General features: G+C 58.4%; 16 protein-coding genes. 3 read left to right on the top strand and 13 right to left on the bottom strand.

Translation table 11 applies throughout. From position 1 onward, the window contains the following. Positions 1 to 343: 343 nt before the first annotated feature. Positions 344 to 1,078, bottom strand: a complete 735-nt coding sequence (locus AC07ZE_RS06915) for a LexA family transcriptional regulator (protein ID WP_207267780.1) — start codon at positions 1,076 to 1,078, stop codon at positions 344 to 346. 199 nt (positions 1,079 to 1,277) lie between these two features. Between AC07ZE_RS06915 and mutS the strand changes: the two genes are divergently transcribed. Continuing rightward, complete coding sequence (gene mutS, locus AC07ZE_RS06910; RefSeq protein ID WP_207262662.1) at positions 1,278 to 3,857, top strand: DNA mismatch repair protein MutS; 2,580 nt, start codon at positions 1,278 to 1,280, stop codon at positions 3,855 to 3,857. A gap of 142 nt (positions 3,858 to 3,999) precedes the next feature. Next, positions 4,000 to 4,323, top strand: a complete 324-nt coding sequence (gene fdxA, locus AC07ZE_RS06905; RefSeq protein WP_095197066.1) for a ferredoxin FdxA — start codon at positions 4,000 to 4,002, stop codon at positions 4,321 to 4,323. A 485-nt stretch (positions 4,324 to 4,808) separates the two neighbouring features. Here the strand turns inward: fdxA and rpoS are convergent, their stop codons facing one another. The 8 genes from rpoS to AC07ZE_RS06865 form a co-directional block, all read right to left on the bottom strand. Further along, the gene (gene rpoS, locus AC07ZE_RS06900) at positions 4,809 to 5,816 is read right to left on the bottom strand and encodes an RNA polymerase sigma factor RpoS (RefSeq protein WP_095197068.1); all 1,008 of its coding nucleotides are present in this window, start codon (positions 5,814 to 5,816) and stop codon (positions 4,809 to 4,811) included. Positions 5,817 to 5,920: 104 nt separating this feature from the next. Next, positions 5,921 to 6,778 carry a peptidoglycan DD-metalloendopeptidase family protein gene (locus AC07ZE_RS06895; RefSeq protein ID WP_207262661.1) on the bottom strand — a complete coding sequence of 286 codons (858 nt, stop codon included), beginning with the start codon at positions 6,776 to 6,778 and terminating at the stop codon, positions 5,921 to 5,923. A gap of 211 nt (positions 6,779 to 6,989) precedes the next feature. After that, on the bottom strand, positions 6,990 to 7,625 hold the full coding sequence (locus AC07ZE_RS06890) for a protein-L-isoaspartate(D-aspartate) O-methyltransferase (protein WP_170948756.1): 636 nt from the start codon (positions 7,623 to 7,625) through the stop codon (positions 6,990 to 6,992). A 41-nt stretch (positions 7,626 to 7,666) separates the two neighbouring features. Next, complete coding sequence (gene surE / locus AC07ZE_RS06885) at positions 7,667 to 8,416, bottom strand: 5'/3'-nucleotidase SurE (RefSeq protein ID WP_095197071.1); 750 nt, start codon at positions 8,414 to 8,416, stop codon at positions 7,667 to 7,669. Beyond that, a complete protein-coding gene (gene truD / locus AC07ZE_RS06880) occupies positions 8,404 to 9,462 on the bottom strand; it encodes a tRNA pseudouridine(13) synthase TruD (RefSeq protein ID WP_207262660.1) in 1,059 nt (352 codons plus the stop codon). Before truD ends, surE begins: the two co-directional genes overlap by 13 nt. Further along, a complete protein-coding gene (gene ispF, locus AC07ZE_RS06875) occupies positions 9,459 to 9,932 on the bottom strand; it encodes a 2-C-methyl-D-erythritol 2,4-cyclodiphosphate synthase (protein ID WP_207262659.1) in 474 nt (157 codons plus the stop codon). The genes truD and ispF overlap by 4 nt, the downstream gene beginning before the upstream one ends. 65 nt (positions 9,933 to 9,997) lie before the next feature. Continuing rightward, the gene (gene fghA / locus AC07ZE_RS06870) at positions 9,998 to 10,840 is read right to left on the bottom strand and encodes an S-formylglutathione hydrolase (RefSeq protein WP_207262658.1); all 843 of its coding nucleotides are present in this window, start codon (positions 10,838 to 10,840) and stop codon (positions 9,998 to 10,000) included. Positions 10,841 to 10,928: 88 nt separating this feature from the next. After that, positions 10,929 to 12,041, bottom strand: a complete 1,113-nt coding sequence (locus tag AC07ZE_RS06865; RefSeq protein ID WP_207262657.1) for an S-(hydroxymethyl)glutathione dehydrogenase/class III alcohol dehydrogenase — start codon at positions 12,039 to 12,041, stop codon at positions 10,929 to 10,931. 107 nt (positions 12,042 to 12,148) lie between these two features. Between AC07ZE_RS06865 and AC07ZE_RS06860 the strand changes: the two genes are divergently transcribed. Beyond that, positions 12,149 to 13,045, top strand: coding sequence for a LysR family transcriptional regulator (locus tag AC07ZE_RS06860; RefSeq protein WP_207262656.1), 897 nt, complete (start codon positions 12,149 to 12,151; stop codon positions 13,043 to 13,045). Positions 13,046 to 13,197: 152 nt separating this feature from the next. On the opposite strand, the gene ispD is transcribed toward AC07ZE_RS06860, so the two are convergent. The 4 genes from ispD to kdsA form a co-directional block, all read right to left on the bottom strand. Then, positions 13,198 to 13,905, bottom strand: a complete 708-nt coding sequence (gene ispD / locus AC07ZE_RS06855) for a 2-C-methyl-D-erythritol 4-phosphate cytidylyltransferase (RefSeq protein WP_207262655.1) — start codon at positions 13,903 to 13,905, stop codon at positions 13,198 to 13,200. Continuing rightward, positions 13,902 to 14,180: a cell division protein FtsB gene (gene ftsB / locus AC07ZE_RS06850; RefSeq protein ID WP_008057335.1), complete on the bottom strand. Its 279-nt coding sequence runs from the start codon at positions 14,178 to 14,180 to the stop codon at positions 13,902 to 13,904. The genes ispD and ftsB overlap by 4 nt, the downstream gene beginning before the upstream one ends. A gap of 163 nt (positions 14,181 to 14,343) precedes the next feature. Next, the gene (gene eno / locus AC07ZE_RS06845; RefSeq protein WP_095197077.1) at positions 14,344 to 15,633 is read right to left on the bottom strand and encodes a phosphopyruvate hydratase; all 1,290 of its coding nucleotides are present in this window, start codon (positions 15,631 to 15,633) and stop codon (positions 14,344 to 14,346) included. Between the two features lie 156 nt (positions 15,634 to 15,789). Beyond that, positions 15,790 to 16,635 (bottom strand): 3-deoxy-8-phosphooctulonate synthase, encoded by an 846-nt coding sequence (gene kdsA / locus AC07ZE_RS06840; RefSeq protein ID WP_008019782.1) that lies wholly within the window; start codon positions 16,633 to 16,635, stop codon positions 15,790 to 15,792. Between the last annotated feature and the right edge of the window lie 5 nt (positions 16,636 to 16,640).

The raw sequence follows: 16,640 nt of genomic DNA, 5'->3' as shown, positions 1-16,640 counted from the left end.
CATTCAAATTGTTCCTCCGACCGCGGCCCCCTGCCCGCCGGATAACTGCTTCTGGTGCTTTACGCTGCACACCCGGGTCAGTTGCCAACCCTCTGAACCGTTGAGGCCGGTTCATCGCTGCCTTTTTTTTGGTGGACCTAAAGAGCTTCATTTCGAACCGCTTTGTTGAGCGGCTTGAGACAAAGAATATGCATGGATGCATATACAGTCAATGCACTTATGCATTTATTTACTCGAGATTAATGCACTGACGCATTAGATGCCTGTAAACACAGGCGCTGGCAGCTTTTGACAGGCGAAAAAAAACCCGCGTGATGGCGGGTTTTATCTGACAGTTGTGAGGTTAGCGGGCGTACATGCCCCACCAGAAGACGTGACCGAGGATGACGATTTGCTCTTCCTGCATTTCCTGGAAGCTGTAGTCCTCGTCCGGATGCTCATCACGGTTGAAGCTGCGTAGACGAATACCGGTAGGCAGACGATAAAGCTGTTTCACCCGTAACTGGCCGTTGTGATTGATTGCATAAAGGTCGCCATCGATGATGTCGCCAATCCCGCTCTTGCCGGCATTGACGCCGACCGTGGCGCCGTCGCGCAGCACCGGCAACATACTGTTTCCGCGCACGGTCACGCATTTGGCCTGGTCGAACTGCACCCCGTTATGGCGCAAACTGCGCTTGCCGAAGCGCAGGCTAGAGCGCTCGCTCTCTTCGATGACGAACCTTCCCGATCCTGCAGCCAATTCAACCTCGCGAAGAAAGGGGACCGACACCTCATCGTCATCGACGGGTGTATCGTCGTCCCACAGACTTATGTCCTTGAGTTCCGAATGCAATTGATCGCGCCCGCCACTGGCCGCCGGCGCGACTTCCGCGCGGCCGCGCAACTGGTCGGTGCTCACGGCGAAGTATTCGGCGATCTTCGAAATATGTTTGTCCGAAGGATCGACGATCTTCCCGCTGAGGATCCGCGAGAGAGTGGATTGAGGCACGCCGGTGCGACGGTGAAGCTCCGTGGGGGAGATCCCGTGCTGATCGAGCAGCGCTCTTAAGACGGTAGAAACATTGCGTTTTTGCATAACGCGCATAGTGCTTGTTCTTTTCGCAGAAGACAAATGCAGATTTGCATTATCAGTGCATAAACCAGCAGGAATGGACCACGCGGCGTTCATGCCTGCGTCCGGCAGACCGCCCATGTTAATCTTGCGCCCATTGCGGAAAAGCCGGGCCGATGCCCCACCTTTGCCCCACACCTTTCAACGAGTTTTCCGATCCCCGATGAATAAAGCCCTCTCCGACCTGTCCAGCCACACGCCAATGATGCAGCAGTACTGGCGCCTGAAGAACCAGCACCCAGATCAGTTGATGTTCTATCGCATGGGCGACTTCTACGAGATCTTCTATGAGGACGCGAAGAAGGCCGCCAAGTTGCTGGACATCACCCTGACTGCCCGTGGGCAGTCGGCCGGCCAGGCGATTCCGATGTGCGGTATCCCTTACCACGCCGCCGAAGGCTACCTGGCAAAACTGGTGAAGCTCGGCGAATCGGTGGTGATCTGTGAGCAAGTCGGTGACCCAGCGACCAGCAAAGGGCCGGTAGAACGCCAAGTGGTGCGGATCATCACGCCGGGGACGGTGAGTGACGAGGCGCTGCTGGATGAGCGTCGCGACAACCTGATCGCGGCCGTGCTGGGTGATGAGCGCCTGTTCGGCCTGGCAGTGCTGGACATCACCAGCGGCAACTTCAGCGTGCTGGAAATCAAGGGCTGGGAAAACCTGCTGGCGGAACTGGAACGGGTCAATCCGGTGGAATTGCTGATCCCGGATGACTGGCCGAAGGACCTGCCGGCGGAGAAGCGTCGTGGGGTTCGTCGCCGTGCACCGTGGGATTTCGAGCGCGATTCGGCGCTGAAAAGTCTGTGCCAGCAATTTTCCACCCAGGACCTGAAAGGTTTCGGCTGCGAGAACCTGACCCTGGCCATCGGTGCCGCCGGTTGCCTGCTGGCCTATGCAAAAGAAACTCAGCGCACCGCCCTGCCGCACTTGCGCAGCCTGCGCCATGAACGCCTGGACGACACCGTGGTGCTGGACGGCGCGAGCCGTCGCAACCTGGAGCTGGATACCAACCTGGCCGGGGGTCGTGACAACACCCTGCAATCGGTGGTCGACCGTTGCCAAACCGCCATGGGTAGCCGATTGCTGACCCGCTGGCTGAACCGCCCTCTGCGTGACCTGACGGTTTTGCTGGCCCGCCAGACGTCGATCACTTGCCTGCTCGACGCCTACCGTTTCGAAAAGCTGCAACCGCAACTCAAGGAAATCGGCGACATCGAGCGGATTCTCGCGCGGATCGGCCTGCGCAACGCCCGTCCTCGGGATCTCGCCCGCCTGCGCGATGCCCTCGGCGCCCTGCCCGAGCTGCAAGTGGCGATGACCGAGCTCGAAGCCCCGCACCTGCAACAACTGGCGACCATCACCAGCACCTACCCGGAACTGGCCGCGCTACTGGAAAAAGCCATCATCGACAACCCACCGGCGGTCATCCGCGACGGCGGCGTGTTGAAGACCGGTTACGACAGCGAACTTGACGAGTTGCAGTCGCTCAGCGAAAACGCCGGGCAGTTCCTGATCGACCTCGAAGCCCGGGAAAAGGCCCGCACCGGTCTGTCACACCTGAAGGTCGGCTACAACCGCATCCACGGCTACTTCATCGAGTTGCCGAGCAAGCAAGCCGAATCTGCGCCCGCCGATTACATCCGCCGTCAGACCCTCAAGGGTGCCGAGCGCTTTATCACGCCGGAACTCAAAGCCTTCGAAGACAAGGCATTGTCGGCCAAGAGCCGCGCCCTGGCCCGGGAGAAGATGCTTTACGAAGCGCTGCTCGAAGACCTGATCGCACAACTGCCACCGCTGCAGGACACCGCGGGGGCATTGGCCGAGCTGGACGTGCTCAGCAACCTGGCCGAGCGCGCGCTGAACCTCGACTTGAACTGCCCGCGCTTCGTCAGCGAGCCGTGCATGCGTATCAGCCAGGGCCGTCATCCTGTGGTTGAGCAAGTACTGACCACCCCGTTCGTGGCCAACGACCTGAGCCTAGATGACAACACACGCATGCTGGTCATCACCGGTCCGAACATGGGCGGTAAATCCACCTATATGCGCCAGACCGCGCTGATCGTGCTACTGGCGCATATCGGCAGCTTCGTCCCGGCGGCCAGCTGTGAATTGTCCCTGGTCGACCGGATCTTCACCCGGATCGGCTCCAGCGATGACCTGGCAGGCGGGCGCTCGACCTTCATGGTCGAAATGAGCGAAACCGCCAACATCTTGCACAACGCCACCGAGCGCAGCCTGGTGCTGATGGACGAGGTCGGACGTGGCACCAGTACTTTCGACGGCTTGTCCCTGGCCTGGGCGGCGGCAGAGCGACTGGCGCACTTGCGAGCCTACACGCTGTTCGCCACCCACTACTTCGAACTGACTGTCCTGCCGGAAGCCCAACCGCTGGTGGCCAACGTGCACCTCAATGCCACCGAGCACAACGAGCGTATCGTGTTCCTGCACCATGTACTGCCGGGGCCTGCCAGCCAGAGCTACGGCCTGGCAGTGGCGCAACTGGCCGGCGTACCAAGTGAAGTGATCGTGCGCGCCCGTGAGCATTTGAGCCGGCTGGAAGACACCGCCCTGCCCCATGAAGCGCCCAAACCTGTCAAAGGCAAACCGGTTGTTCCACAGCAAAGCGATATGTTTGCCAGCCTGCCACATCCGGTACTGGATGAACTGGCCAAACTGGATCTGGACGACATGACGCCGCGTCGTGCGCTCGAAATGCTCTATACACTAAAGACACGGATCTAACGCATAGGCTTGCAAGCTGTTAGAATCTCGCGCGGTTTGGGATGCTGCAGGCTTTTAGCCTGGCCTGCAGACTATCGCTCCCGAACCTTGCGACCCCTACGTGAAGGGGCGCAGCAAGCCGCGCCTGAGGAGAAAATTAGAAATGACCTTCGTCGTCACCGACAACTGCATCAAGTGCAAGTACACCGACTGCGTAGAAGTCTGTCCGGTGGACTGCTTTTACGAAGGCCCGAACTTCCTGGTGATTCACCCGGATGAGTGCATCGACTGCGCACTGTGCGAACCTGAGTGCCCTGCCGTGGCTATCTTCTCCGAAGATGAAGTCCCTGCCGGCATGGAAAACTTCATTGCGTTGAACTTGGAATTGGCCGAGGTCTGGCCGAACATTACCGAGCGCAAGGATCCACTGCCTGATTCCGCAGAATGGGATGGCAAGCCTGGCAAGATCGAACACCTCGAACGCTGATTACCCACGCGTTCCCGAAAAAGGCCCCACAAGGGCCTTTTTGTTTTTTACGGGCAAAAAAAAGGGGCGGTTTGACCCGCCCACATTTTTTCCCTATTCCCTGTGATCCTTTTCATCGTCCTGATGAATCGCTTCCTGCGATGTCCTTTCCCCTCGTCCTTGAAGGGCGTGTCTGTCCGTCGACACAACCCGAATACTAGAGTGTTCGTAGCCAAGAGCAATCGGCCCTGGGCGCTGAAATCGCCTGTCATATGCTGTTAACCAACTAAAATAAGCATATGAATCAGTCAGATAAAACAGATGCAGGCGAAATATGGCGGACTGCCACTGTGTAAAAATAACGAACACTTACGAAAGAGTAAGCGAAGACTTACAACGCAAAACAACAAACCCGAGGTAATGACACAGATGAGCGTGAGCCGGCGTCCACACAACAAAAAGCCCCGAACCGGTCGGGGCTTTTTGTTGCGTGTTACACGAGTCTGTTACTGAAACAACGACTCGCTCGACAGACCGTTTTTCTCCAGGATCTCCCGAAGACGTTTAAGGCCTTCAACCTGAATCTGTCTGACCCGTTCCCGGGTCAGGCCGATTTCCAGGCCTACGTCTTCAAGGGTACTGCTCTCGTGACCGCGCAGACCGAAGCGGCGAACAACCACCTCACGTTGCTTGTCGGTCAACTCCGAGAGCCACTGATCGATGCTCTGGGACAGGTCGTCATCCTGCAACAGTTCGCATGGATCGGTAGGGCGATCGTCGGTAAGGGTATCCAGCAGGGTTTTGTCCGAATCCGGACCTAGCGAGACATCGACCGAAGAAACCCGCTCGTTCAGGCCCAGCATGCGCTTGACCTCTCCCACCGGTTTTTCCAGCAGGTTGGCAATTTCTTCGGGTGAGGGTTCATGGTCGAGTTTTTGCGTCAACTCCCGTGCGGCCCGCAGGTACACGTTGAGCTCCTTGACCACATGGATCGGCAACCGGATGGTCCGGGTCTGATTCATGATCGCGCGCTCGATGGTCTGACGAATCCACCAGGTTGCGTAGGTCGAAAAGCGGAAACCGCGCTCGGGGTCGAACTTCTCCACCGCACGGATCAAGCCGAGGTTGCCCTCTTCGATCAGATCGAGCAGCGACAAGCCACGGTTGACGTAACGCCGGGCGATTTTCACCACCAGTCGCAGGTTACTTTCAATCATGCGTTTGCGCCCGGCCGGATCACCACTTTGCGACAGGCGCGCAAAATGAACTTCTTCTTCGGGGGACAATAGAGGGGAAAAGCCGATTTCATTGAGGTACAACTGCGTGGCATCGAGTGCCCGCGTGTAGTCGATGTACTTGTGTTGCTTTAACGAAGCGGAGTGTCTGGATTTGGCACGAACGGAAGGTGGAGCCGCCCCTTCATCATTCGACATCGAATCCGAATCGATGCCGGTCTCCATCAGGAGAACCTCATCGTCGATGTCAAACTCCGGCACTTCTTTACTGAGAGCCATTGTTATAGTCCTTTGGTGAGTTCGACCTCAAGCTCGAGCGGCGCCTTTATCCTTGGCAACGCTGGAGCCTGTCCCCTCTACGTGACGGAACAGGCTGGTAGCAATCAACGACGTGGCAGGAATTGCAGCGGATCTACAGGTTTACCTTGGCGGCGAATCTCAAAATGCAGTTTCACCCGGTCTGTACCCGTTGACCCCATTTCGGCAATTGTCTGTCCGACCTTGACCTGCTGCCCCTCCCGAACCAACAGCCTGCGGTTATGTCCGTAGGCACTGACGTAGGTTTCGCTGTGTTTGATGATGACTAATTCGCCGTAGCCCCTTAAGCCACTTCCGGCGTATACCACCGTCCCATCAGACGCAGCTAAAACAGGCTGTCCCAAATCTCCGGCGATATCAATTCCTTTATTCAAACTACCGTTTGAAGAGAATTTGCCAATCAAAATGCCATTAGATGGCCATCCCCAGCCGGTCGGGGCCGGACCGGGGGGAGGCAGTGGAGCGGGTGCAGGCTTGTTGGCGACGGACGGTACAACCACCGGAGTGGTCGTAGTGGCACCGTCGACCGGACGACGGAACACTGTGGTTTTACTCGAGGACGACGGTGTGGAGTTGGACGAGCTGACCACCGCTGTCGGCGTTGAACCACTGCGGCCATCGAAGCGAATCGTCTGGCCCGGACGGATCGTGTAGGGCGCAGCAATGTTGTTGCGTGCTGCGAGGGCCTTGTAGTCCCAACCGTAGCGAAAGGCGATCGAAAACAACGTGTCTTTGGGGCGCACGACGTACTGCCCCGTCGTCACTGCCGGACGCTGGGCGACGGCATTGTTGCGATCGACGACGCGAACATCGCTGGATTTGTTGCTGGAACAACCGACCAGCAAGGTGCTCATGACAAGGCCAGTCACCAGGCGCTGAAAGCTCGTTTTACCCATACGCTGCGCAATGACTGTGAGACTCACCCGCCGCTCCCTTTGTGGTGGCTGAAAATGTGATTTGCCGCGTTCCGGCATGAAGTGTCGCAAGTATAACGGGCCGTGCACTCTTTACCCTTAATGTAGCGAAATGGCTTCGCGCACACGTTTGCTGCCTGACAAAACAACCCGTTTAACCAATCGACGCCGCTGTAAGACAAAGGCCATCGAAGAGAATTCAGCGCGTTGAAATAAATGCTCAGGCCAGTGGCCCATTGAGCAGCGGGACGAAACGAACCGACCCAAGAACACGCCTGGAAAACCCATGTTCCTCGCGAATGATCAACATCAATTGTTGTACTTCACCGGACCCGACCGGGATCACCAGACGCCCACCGGGTGCCAATTGATCGAGCAACGCCTGAGGTACATCCGTCGCGACCGCCGTCACGATAATGCCGTTGTACGGCGCCAGCGCCGGCCACCCTTCCCAACCATCGCCCCAGCGAAACACCACGTTGCGCAGATTCAACTCGACCAGGCGTTCCTTGGCCCGGTCCTGCAACACCTTGATGCGCTCGACGGAAAACACTCGCTCAACCAGTTGCGACAGCACTGCGGTCTGGTAGCCCGAACCTGTCCCGATCTCCATCACCTTATCCAGAGGCCCCGCCTCCAGCAGCAACTCGCTCATGCGAGCCACCATATAAGGCTGGGAAATGGTCTGGTTATGTCCGATCGGCAGCGCCGTGTCCTCATAGGCACGGTGTGCCAGCGCTTCATCGACGAACAGGTGACGTGGTGTACGTCGGATGACTTCCAGCACCTTGGCGTTGGACACCCCTTCTTCATACAGACGCTGAATGAGGCGCTCGCGCGTCCGTTGCGATGTCATGCCGATGCCGCGACGCAGCATATCGTCTTGCTCACGAGACATTAGCGCAGCCCCTCCAGCCAGCCATCGAGACTTCTGAAGGCATCATTGAAGGTGCGATCCAGTTGCAGTGGAGTGATGGAAACATAACCCTGCATCACCGCGTGAAAATCGGTACCCGGGCCGCCGTCTTCAGCGTCCCCCGCAGCGGCAATCCAGTATCCGGACTTGCCACGCGGATCGACCACTTTCATTGGTGCGGCTGCGCGGGCGCGATGGCCCAGGCGAGTCAACTGGATCCCGCGGATGTGTTCCAGCGGCAAATTGGGAATGTTCACGTTCAGTACCGTACGCGGTGGCAGTTCGAGATCCGCATGGGCCTCGACCAGTTTGCGCGCAAAGTAAGCAGCCGTGGGAAGGTTATCGACCTGCCGCGAGACCAACGAAAAGGCAAATGCGGGACGCGTCAGGAAGCGTCCTTCAAGCGCCGCCGCCACCGTTCCGGAATACAGGACATCGTCCCCCAGGTTGGCGCCCAGGTTGATCCCGGAAACCACCATGTCCGCTTCGCGTTCCAGCAGGCCGTTGAGGCCCAGGTGCACACAATCGGTCGGGGTGCCGTTGACGCTGATAAAGCCATTGGCCAGCGTCTGCGGGTGCAACGGACGGTCGAGCGTCAGCGAACTGCTGGCGCCGCTTTTGTCCTGGTCCGGGGCGATAACCACGCATTCGGTGTAATCCGCCAGCGCAGCATAAAGCGCGGCGAGACCGGGTGCGGTTACCCCATCGTCGTTAGAAATCAGAATACGCATGGGCTGTCCGTCTGCCCCACCGGCACCAGATCAACAAGCTCGCGCACCAATACGGTAGCGAAGCATCCGGCCGGCAGGACGAATTCCAGTTGCAGAATGTCAGGCTCGGGATAATGCCACGTCAACCCGGCAATGGGCAGCCGCAGGATGCGACGTTCGTGGCTCATTCCGGCGTTAATCAACCAATCGCGAAGGTCTGCTTCACGCGCGGCGATTGCCTGCTCCAACTCATGGACAACGCCCGTGGCCGGCGAGTCACCTTCGCCCCACTGCGGTCCCGTCGGGTGCAGATCGAGAATCGCCAGGCGCGGATCGCTGCACTCGGCCTCACCGGCTGGGAAAAAGCTGCGGCTATCGGTGAATGCCAGCAGATCACCGACCTGTGCATGCTGCCAGCTGCCATCGGCAACCCGCGCAGCCAACACCTGATTGAACAGAAAACTGCGGGCGGTCGAAAGCAGGCGTGAACGAACGTTGCGCTGCTCCGGCAAGGCCTTGCGCGCAGCCCAGGCACGGGCGTCGACCACATTGCCGCCGTCATGCCCGAATCGCTGGGCGCCGAAATAGTTGGGAATGCCTTGTTTGGCGATCAGTTGCAGGCGTTCTTCGATGGCCGCCTTGTCGCCGGCGAACTGCGTCAGGCGCAAAGTGAAGCCATTGGCTGAATGCGCGCCGCGTTGCAGCTTGCGCTTGTGCCGGCTGGTCTTGAGGATTTTCAGTGTGTCGTTTTCTGCAGCCGACAGGTCCGGATCAGCCTTGCCCGGCAGCTGCACGCTGAACCACTGACGTGTCAGCGCCTGACGATCCTTGAGCCCGGCATAACTGACGGTGCGCAGCGGGACGCCAGCGGCCTTGGCAATCCGCCGCGCAGCTTCTTCGGTATTCAGACCACGTTTTTCCACCCAGATCCACAGGTGTTCGCCGTCGCCGCTCAAAGGAATATCCAGGACTTCGTCGACCTGGAAATCTTCCGCAATGGCTTTCAATACCGCAGTGCCGAGGGCGTCACCATAGGCCCGCGGGCCGAGCAATTGCGCTTCGTTCATGCGCGCAGCAACAAGGCAACGGAGTGTACGGCAATACCTTCTTCGCGACCGACAAAGCCGAGCTTTTCGGTGGTGGTAGCTTTTACGTTCACTTGATCCAACTCAACTTGAAGATCCGCGGCAATCAGCGCACGCATCGATTCGATATGCGGGGCCATTTTCGGCGCCTGGGCGACGATGGTGTTATCGACGTTGCCGACCTTCCAGCCCTTGGCGTGGATCAGTGCGACGACATGACGCAACAGCACACGGCTGTCGGCGCCTTTGAATTTCGGGTCGGTGTCCGGGAAGTGCTTGCCGATATCACCCAGCGCGGCAGCGCCGAGCAAGGCATCGCTCAAGGCGTGCAGCAGGACGTCACCGTCGGAGTGAGCGAGCAGCCCGAAGCCGTGTGCAATATGCACGCCGCCCAGAGTAATGAAATCGCCTTCAGCGAAACGATGCACATCATAGCCGTGGCCAATACGCATAAAAAAACGCCCCGATTTTTGTCAGGGCGTGATTCTACCTGCTATTGGTCAGCTAGTGTCCTGTCTCACACCAAAGCATGCGCGTGATGCCGCAAGTGATCATCGATGAAACTGGCGATGAAGAAATAGCTGTGATCGTAACCAGGCTGCAGGCGTAACGTCAGCGGATGCCCCGCCTGTTTGGTCGCCTGCTGCAAGGCTTCAGGCTTGAGCTGGGTGGCAAGGAAATCATCGCGATCCCCCTGATCGACCAGTAGCGGCAGCTTCTCGTCCACCTCGGCGATCAACGCACAGGCATCCCATTCACGCCACTTCGAGCGGTCTTCGCCCAGATACCGGGAAAAGGCTTTTTGTCCCCAGGGGCAGTCCATCGGATTGTTGATCGGCGAGAACGCCGACACTGACCGATAACGCCCCGGATTGCGCAAGGCACAGACCAACGCACCATGGCCGCCCATGGAATGGCCGCTGATGCCGCGCTTGTCCGATGCCGGGAAATGGGCTTCGACCAATGCCGGCAATTCCTGCACGACATAGTCATGCATCCGATAATGGCGCGACCAGGGTTCCTGGATGGCATTCAGGTAAAACCCGGCGCCGAGGCCGAAGTCCCAGGCACCGTCCGGATCACCCGGCACATCGGCACCGCGCGGACTGGTGTCCGGCGCGACGATGATCAGCCCCAATTCGGCGGCCATGCGCATCGCGCCAGCCTTCTGCATGAAGTTTTCATCAGTGCAGGTCAGGCCGGACAACCAGTACAGCACCGGCAGCTTGCCGCCCTGCTCCGCTTGCGGCGGCAAATACACAGCGAACACCATGTCGCAGCCGAGCACGTCGGAACGGTGCCGATAGCGCTTGTGCCAGCCGCCGAAACTTTTCTGGCAGGAGATATTTTCCAAACTCATAGCAAACTCCTCAGTAGCAGCCCAAACCTCAAACGCCAAGCTGATGCGATTTGCTTGCCGTTTGAAGCTTGAAACTTGCAGCTGCTTCTCAGAAATGAATGACGGAACGGATGCTTTTCCCTTCATGCATCAGGTCAAACGCCTTGTTGATATCTTCCAGGCCCATGGTGTGGGTGATGAACGTATCCAGCGGGATTTCGCCGGTTTCAGCCATTTCCACGTAGCTTGGCAACTCGGTACGGCCGCGCACACCGCCGAACGCCGAACCGCGCCAGACGCGACCGGTGACCAACTGGAACGGACGGGTTGAAATTTCCTGACCGGCACCGGCCACACCGATGATCACCGACTCGCCCCAACCCTTGTGGCAGCACTCGAGCGCAGCACGCATCAACTGCACGTTGCCGATGCACTCGAAGGAGAAGTCGACGCCGCCATCAGTCATATCGACGATGACTTCCTGGATCGGACGGTCGAAGTCTTTCGGGTTTACGCAATCGGTTGCACCCAGCTGCCTGGCAATCTCGAATTTGGCCGGGTTGATGTCGATGGCAATGATGCGCGATGCCTTCGCTTTGACGGCGCCAATGATTGCCGACAGACCGATACCGCCGAGGCCGAAAATGGCCACGGTATCACCGGGTTTGACCTTGGCAGTATTGAGTACGGCACCGATGCCGGTGGTGACACCGCAGCCCAGCAGACAGACTTTTTCCAGCGGTGCTTCCTTGGCAATTTTGGCCACGGAAATTTCTGGCAGCACGGTGTACTCGGAGAACGTCGAAGTACCCATGTAGTGGAAAATCGTTTCGCCCTTGTAGGAAAAACGCGAAGTGCCGTCCGGCATCAAACCCTTGCCTTGGGTCGCGCGAATGGCCTGGCACAGGTTGGTTTTGCCCGACAGGCAGAATTTGCACTGACGGCATTCCGGGGTATACAGCGGAATCACATGGTCGCCCACCGCGACGGACGTCACGCCCTCGCCGATCGCCTCGACAATCGCACCACCTTCGTGCCCGAGGATCGACGGGAAGATGCCTTCGGGGTCAGCACCGGACAGGGTGTAGGCATCGGTATGGCAGACACCGGAGGCCACCACGCGCAGCAACACTTCACCGGCCTTGGGCATGGCGACATCGACTTCAACGATCTCCAGAGGTTTCTTGGCCTCGAAGGCAACGGCGGCGCGTGACTTGATCATGGTGACTCTCCAGTGAATAAAATCGAGAGAAGGAGTGTAATACAGCGCCTAACGGTGAATAATCCGGACAAAAGCAAAACATTATTGCTATACAGGGATAATCCTAGATGTCGGAAAATCGCTGGGAAGGTATCGACGAATTCGTGGCCGTCGCCGAATGCAGTCAGTTCACGGCGGCCGCCGAGCGCCTGGGGGTTTCTTCCTCGCACATCAGTCGACAAATTGTACGCCTCGAAGAGCGCCTGCAAACCCGCCTGCTTTATCGCAGTACCCGCCGAGTCACCCTGACCGAGGCCGGGCAAACTTTCCTGCAACATTGCCAACGCTTGCAGGATGGCCGCGAAGAAGCGCTAAGAGCGGTGGGCGACCTGACCAGTGAACCCAAGGGTATGCTGCGCATGACCTGTGCCGTTGCCTATGGCGAACGCTTCATCGTGCCACTGGTGACGCGTTTCATGGGGCTTTATCCACAACTGCGGATCGACATTGAACTGAGCAACCGCCAACTCGACCTGGTGCATGAAGGCCTTGACCTGGCGATCCGTCTGGGGCGTTTGCAGGATTCGCGACTGGTTGCTACCCGCCTGGCACCCCGACGCATGTTCCTATGCGCATCACCGTCCTACTTGGAACGTTATGGACGCCCACACAGCTTGTCGGAATTGAGCCGTCATAACTGCCTTATTGGCAGTTCGGATCTGTGGCAACTGGAACAGAACGGGCGGGAATTTTCGCAACGGGTCCAGGGAAACTGGCGCTGCAACAGCGGGCAAGCGGTGTTGGACGCAGCGCTCCTGGGGGTCGGGCTGTGCCAGTTGCCAGACTATTACGTGCTCGAACATCTGAAAAGCGGCGCGCTGATTTCGCTGCTGGGAGCGCATCAACCACCGAATACGGCCGTTTGGGCGCTGTATCCACAGCAACGGCATTTGTCGCCGAAGGTGCGCAAACTGGTGGATTACCTGAAGGAGGGGTTGGCTGAGCGGCCGGAGTATCAGTGCTAGTGGTTTGCCGTGTCAGTGAGATATCGACTGTTTGAACCACCGCCTTCGCGAGCAAGCCTGCTCCCACATTCGACCGCGGTCCTTCTGACGAAACGCGATCAAATGTGGGAGCGGGCTTGCTCGCGAAGACAATCTGAAAGACACCGCAATAGCTAAAGGCGGTTAGCCCAACGCTGCCTCAACCACTCCAGGTCTTCGGGCCGAGTGACCTTTAGGTTGTCCGACCGGCCTTCGATCAGGCGCGGTGCCAACCCCGCCCACTCCATGGCAGACGCTTCATCGGTGATCACAGCGTCAGCCACCAGGCTGTCGGCCAACGCCCGATGCAAGGCACCGAGGCGAAACATCTGCGGCGTGTAGGCCTGCCAGATCACACTGCGGTCCACGGTTTCGACGACACGACCGCGTTTGTCGACCCGTTTGAGCGTATCCCGTGCAGGGACCGCCAGCAGCCCGCCCACCGGATCATCCGCCAGCTCAGCCAGCAAATTATCCAGATCGTCGCGACCGAGGTTCGGTCGCGCGGCATCGTGTACCAATACCCAATCTTCATCGCCGGCACCTTGCGCGTGCAAATGCAGCAACGCATTGAGTACCGATCCGGAACGCTCGGCGCCGCCTTCGACCCGGGTAATCCGTGGATCGCTGGCACAGGCCAGGTTCGGCCAGTAAGGGTCATCAACAGCAAGACTGACCACCACGCCCTTGAGGCAAGGATGATCAAGGAAACAGGCAAGGCTGTGTTCGAGAATAGTGCGCCCGCCCAGTTGCAAGTATTGCTTGGGACGGTCCGCGGCCATTCGGGCTCCGACGCCCGCGGCAGGAATCACGGCCCAGAAGGCCGGCAGATCGAGGTTCATTGGGCCAACTGGTAAAGGGTTTCACCGTCCTTGACCATGCCCAACTCATGGCGAGCCCGTTCTTCAACGGTCTCCATGCCCTTTTTCAACTCACTGACTTCAGCGTCCATCACCCGATTGCGCTCCAGCAATGTCTGGTTCTCAGCCTGCTGATCCGCGATCTGCTGAGTCAGCTCGGCCACTTGCGCCAGACTGCCATTGCCCACCCACAGGCGGTACTGCAGGCCAGCCAGCAGCAGGAGCAAGACGAGGAACAACCAATTGGGACTGCGCATCGAATATCAGGTATCCAGTGAAAAAAGACAGCCATACCAAAACATGAAGCTACTGATAGCACGAAGCCTGGAATAACCAGGCTTGTGCTGATAAGGCATCAGATTAGTGGCAAAAACGTCGCTGCTGCGATTTTTCCGACACAATCCGGTGTCTTTTTTTCCATTAGCCGCGGAATTCACCACGGCCGTTGTACTTGGCCTTGCCGTTCAATTGCTCTTCGATACGCAGCAGTTGGTTGTACTTGGAAACGCGGTCGGAGCGGCACAGCGAACCGGTCTTGATCTGGCCAGCCGAGGTGCCCACAGCCAGGTCGGCAATGGTCGAATCTTCGGTTTCGCCGGAGCGGTGCGAGATGACGGCGGTGTAACCGGCAGCCTTGGCCATCTGGATGGCTTCCAGGGTTTCGGTCAGGGTGCCGATCTGGTTGAACTTGATCAGGATCGAGTTGGCGATCTTTTTGTCGATGCCTTCTTTCAGGATCTTGGTGTTGGTTACGAACAGGTCGTCGCCTACCAGTTGGGTCTTCTCGCCGATCTTGTCGGTGAGGATTTTCCAGCCAGCCCAATCGGACTCGTCCAGACCATCTTCGATGGAGATGATCGGGTAACGCTCGGTCAGACCTTTGAGGTAATCGGCGAAACCTTCAGCAGTGAACACCTGACCTTCGCCGGACAGGTTGTACTTGCCGTCTTCGTAAAATTCGCTGGCTGCGCAGTCCAGTGCCAGGGTCACGTCGGTGCCCAGCTTGTAACCGGCGTTGGCTACGGCTTCGGAGATCACTTTCAGTGCATCTTCGTTGGACGCCAGGTTTGGCGCAAAACCGCCTTCGTCACCCACGGCAGTGCTCAGGCCACGGGCCTTCAGTACGGCTTTGAGGTGATGGAAAATCTCGGTGCCCATGCGCAGGCCTTCCGAAAAAGACTTGGCGCCAACCGGCTGAACCATGAATTCCTGGATGTCGACGTTGTTATCGGCGTGCTCGCCACCGTTGATGATGTTCATCATCGGAACCGGCATCGAGTAAACACCCGGGGTACCGTTCAAGTTGGCGATGTGCGCGTACAGCGGCAGGTCCTGGTCCTGTGCTGCTGCCTTGGCCGCGGCCAGGGAAACGGCGAGGATGGCGTTTGCGCCCAGGGAACCTTTGTTTTCAGTACCGTCCAGCTTGATCATCGCCAGATCGAGCGCTTTCTGGTCGCTTGGATCTGTACCTTTCAACAGGTCACGGATCGGACCGTTGATGTTGGCAACGGCTTTGAGTACACCCTTGCCCAGGTAACGGCTCTTGTCGCCATCACGCAGCTCGAGCGCTTCACGCGAGCCAGTGGAAGCACCGGACGGCGCGCAGGCACTGCCGATGATGCCGTTATCGAGAAGCACGTCCGCTTCCACGGTGGGATTGCCACGGGAGTCGAGAACTTCACGACCTTTGATGTCGACGATTTTAGCCATTGTTGTAAACACTCCAAAGTTGACGAAAACGACGCAGCTAGAGGAAATCTTGTATCGCCGGCAAGTGAGTTGCAGCGGGCAGACTTGCGGACGATAAGGCTCAAGCCCGAGGGCCTGAGCGTTTAATCGTGCGATACTTTACCGGAGAAATGAGGATTACGCGGTTTCTACCGTCGGAAAACTCTTCACCAGTTCGTCCAGAGCTTTGAGCTGGGCCAGGAATGGCTCCAGTTTGTCCAGACGCAAGGCGCAAGGGCCGTCGCATTTGGCGTTGTCCGGGTCCGGATGGGCCTCGAGGAACAGGCCGGCCAGGGACTGGCTCATGCCGGCTTTCGCCAGATCGAGGACCTGGGCGCGACGACCGCCAGCGGAATCAGCGCGACCGCCCGGCATTTGCAGGGCGTGGGTCACGTCGAAGAACACCGGGTATTCGAACTGCTTCATGATCCCGAAACCGAGCATGTCGACGACCAGGTTGTTATAGCCGAAGCTCGAACCACGTTCGCAGAGGATCAACTGATCGTTACCCGCTTCCACGCACTTGTTCAGGATGTGTTTCATTTCCTGAGGCGCGAGGAACTGGGCTTTCTTGATGTTGATCACCGCACCGGTCTTTGCCATCGCGACCACCAGGTCGGTCTGGCGCGACAGGAAGGCCGGCAGCTGAATGATGTCGCAGACTTCAGCGACGACCGCAGCCTGGTCAGGCTCGTGAACGTCGGTGATGATCGGCACGCCGAAAGCTTGCTTGATGTCCTGGAAAATCCGCATGCCCTCTTCCAGGCCAGGGCCACGGTAAGAGGTCACGGAGGAACGGTTGGCCTTGTCGAAGCTGGCCTTGAACACGTAAGGGATACCCAGTTTCTGGGTAACCTTCACGTACTCTTCGCAGACCTGCATCGCCATGTCGCGGCTTTCCAGCACGTTCATGCCACCGAACAGCACCATTGGCTTGTCGTTGGCAATCTCGATATCGCCTACACGGATGATCTTCTGCGCCATAAGGT

It is taken from the genome of Pseudomonas sp. GW101-3H06 (assembly GCF_059424605.1).
This window is presented reverse-complemented; position numbering and strand designations above follow the sequence as displayed.

Excerpts from the sequence above, each read along its gene's own strand:
- AC07ZE_RS06915 (WP_207267780.1), bottom strand. The coding sequence starts at position 1,078 with ATGCAAAAACGCAATGTTTCTACCGTCTTAAGAGCGCTGCTCGATCAG.
- mutS (WP_207262662.1), top strand. The coding sequence starts at position 1,278 with ATGAATAAAGCCCTCTCCGACCTGTCCAGCCACACGCCAATGATGCAG.
- fdxA (WP_095197066.1), top strand. The coding sequence starts at position 4,000 with ATGACCTTCGTCGTCACCGACAACTGCATCAAGTGCAAGTACACCGAC.
- rpoS (WP_095197068.1), bottom strand. The coding sequence starts at position 5,816 with ATGGCTCTCAGTAAAGAAGTGCCGGAGTTTGACATCGACGATGAGGTT.
- AC07ZE_RS06890 (WP_170948756.1), bottom strand. The coding sequence starts at position 7,625 with ATGACATCGCAACGGACGCGCGAGCGCCTCATTCAGCGTCTGTATGAA.
- surE (WP_095197071.1), bottom strand. The coding sequence starts at position 8,416 with ATGCGTATTCTGATTTCTAACGACGATGGGGTAACCGCACCCGGTCTC.
- truD (WP_207262660.1), bottom strand. The coding sequence starts at position 9,462 with ATGAACGAAGCGCAATTGCTCGGCCCGCGGGCCTATGGTGACGCCCTC.
- ispF (WP_207262659.1), bottom strand. The coding sequence starts at position 9,932 with ATGCGTATTGGCCACGGCTATGATGTGCATCGTTTCGCTGAAGGCGAT.
- fghA (WP_207262658.1), bottom strand. The coding sequence starts at position 10,840 with ATGAGTTTGGAAAATATCTCCTGCCAGAAAAGTTTCGGCGGCTGGCAC.
- AC07ZE_RS06865 (WP_207262657.1), bottom strand. The coding sequence starts at position 12,041 with ATGATCAAGTCACGCGCCGCCGTTGCCTTCGAGGCCAAGAAACCTCTG.
- AC07ZE_RS06860 (WP_207262656.1), top strand. The coding sequence starts at position 12,149 with ATGTCGGAAAATCGCTGGGAAGGTATCGACGAATTCGTGGCCGTCGCC.
- ispD (WP_207262655.1), bottom strand. The coding sequence starts at position 13,905 with ATGAACCTCGATCTGCCGGCCTTCTGGGCCGTGATTCCTGCCGCGGGC.
- ftsB (WP_008057335.1), bottom strand. The coding sequence starts at position 14,180 with ATGCGCAGTCCCAATTGGTTGTTCCTCGTCTTGCTCCTGCTGCTGGCT.
- eno (WP_095197077.1), bottom strand. The coding sequence starts at position 15,633 with ATGGCTAAAATCGTCGACATCAAAGGTCGTGAAGTTCTCGACTCCCGT.
- kdsA (WP_008019782.1), bottom strand. The coding sequence starts at position 16,635 with ATGGCGCAGAAGATCATCCGTGTAGGCGATATCGAGATTGCCAACGAC.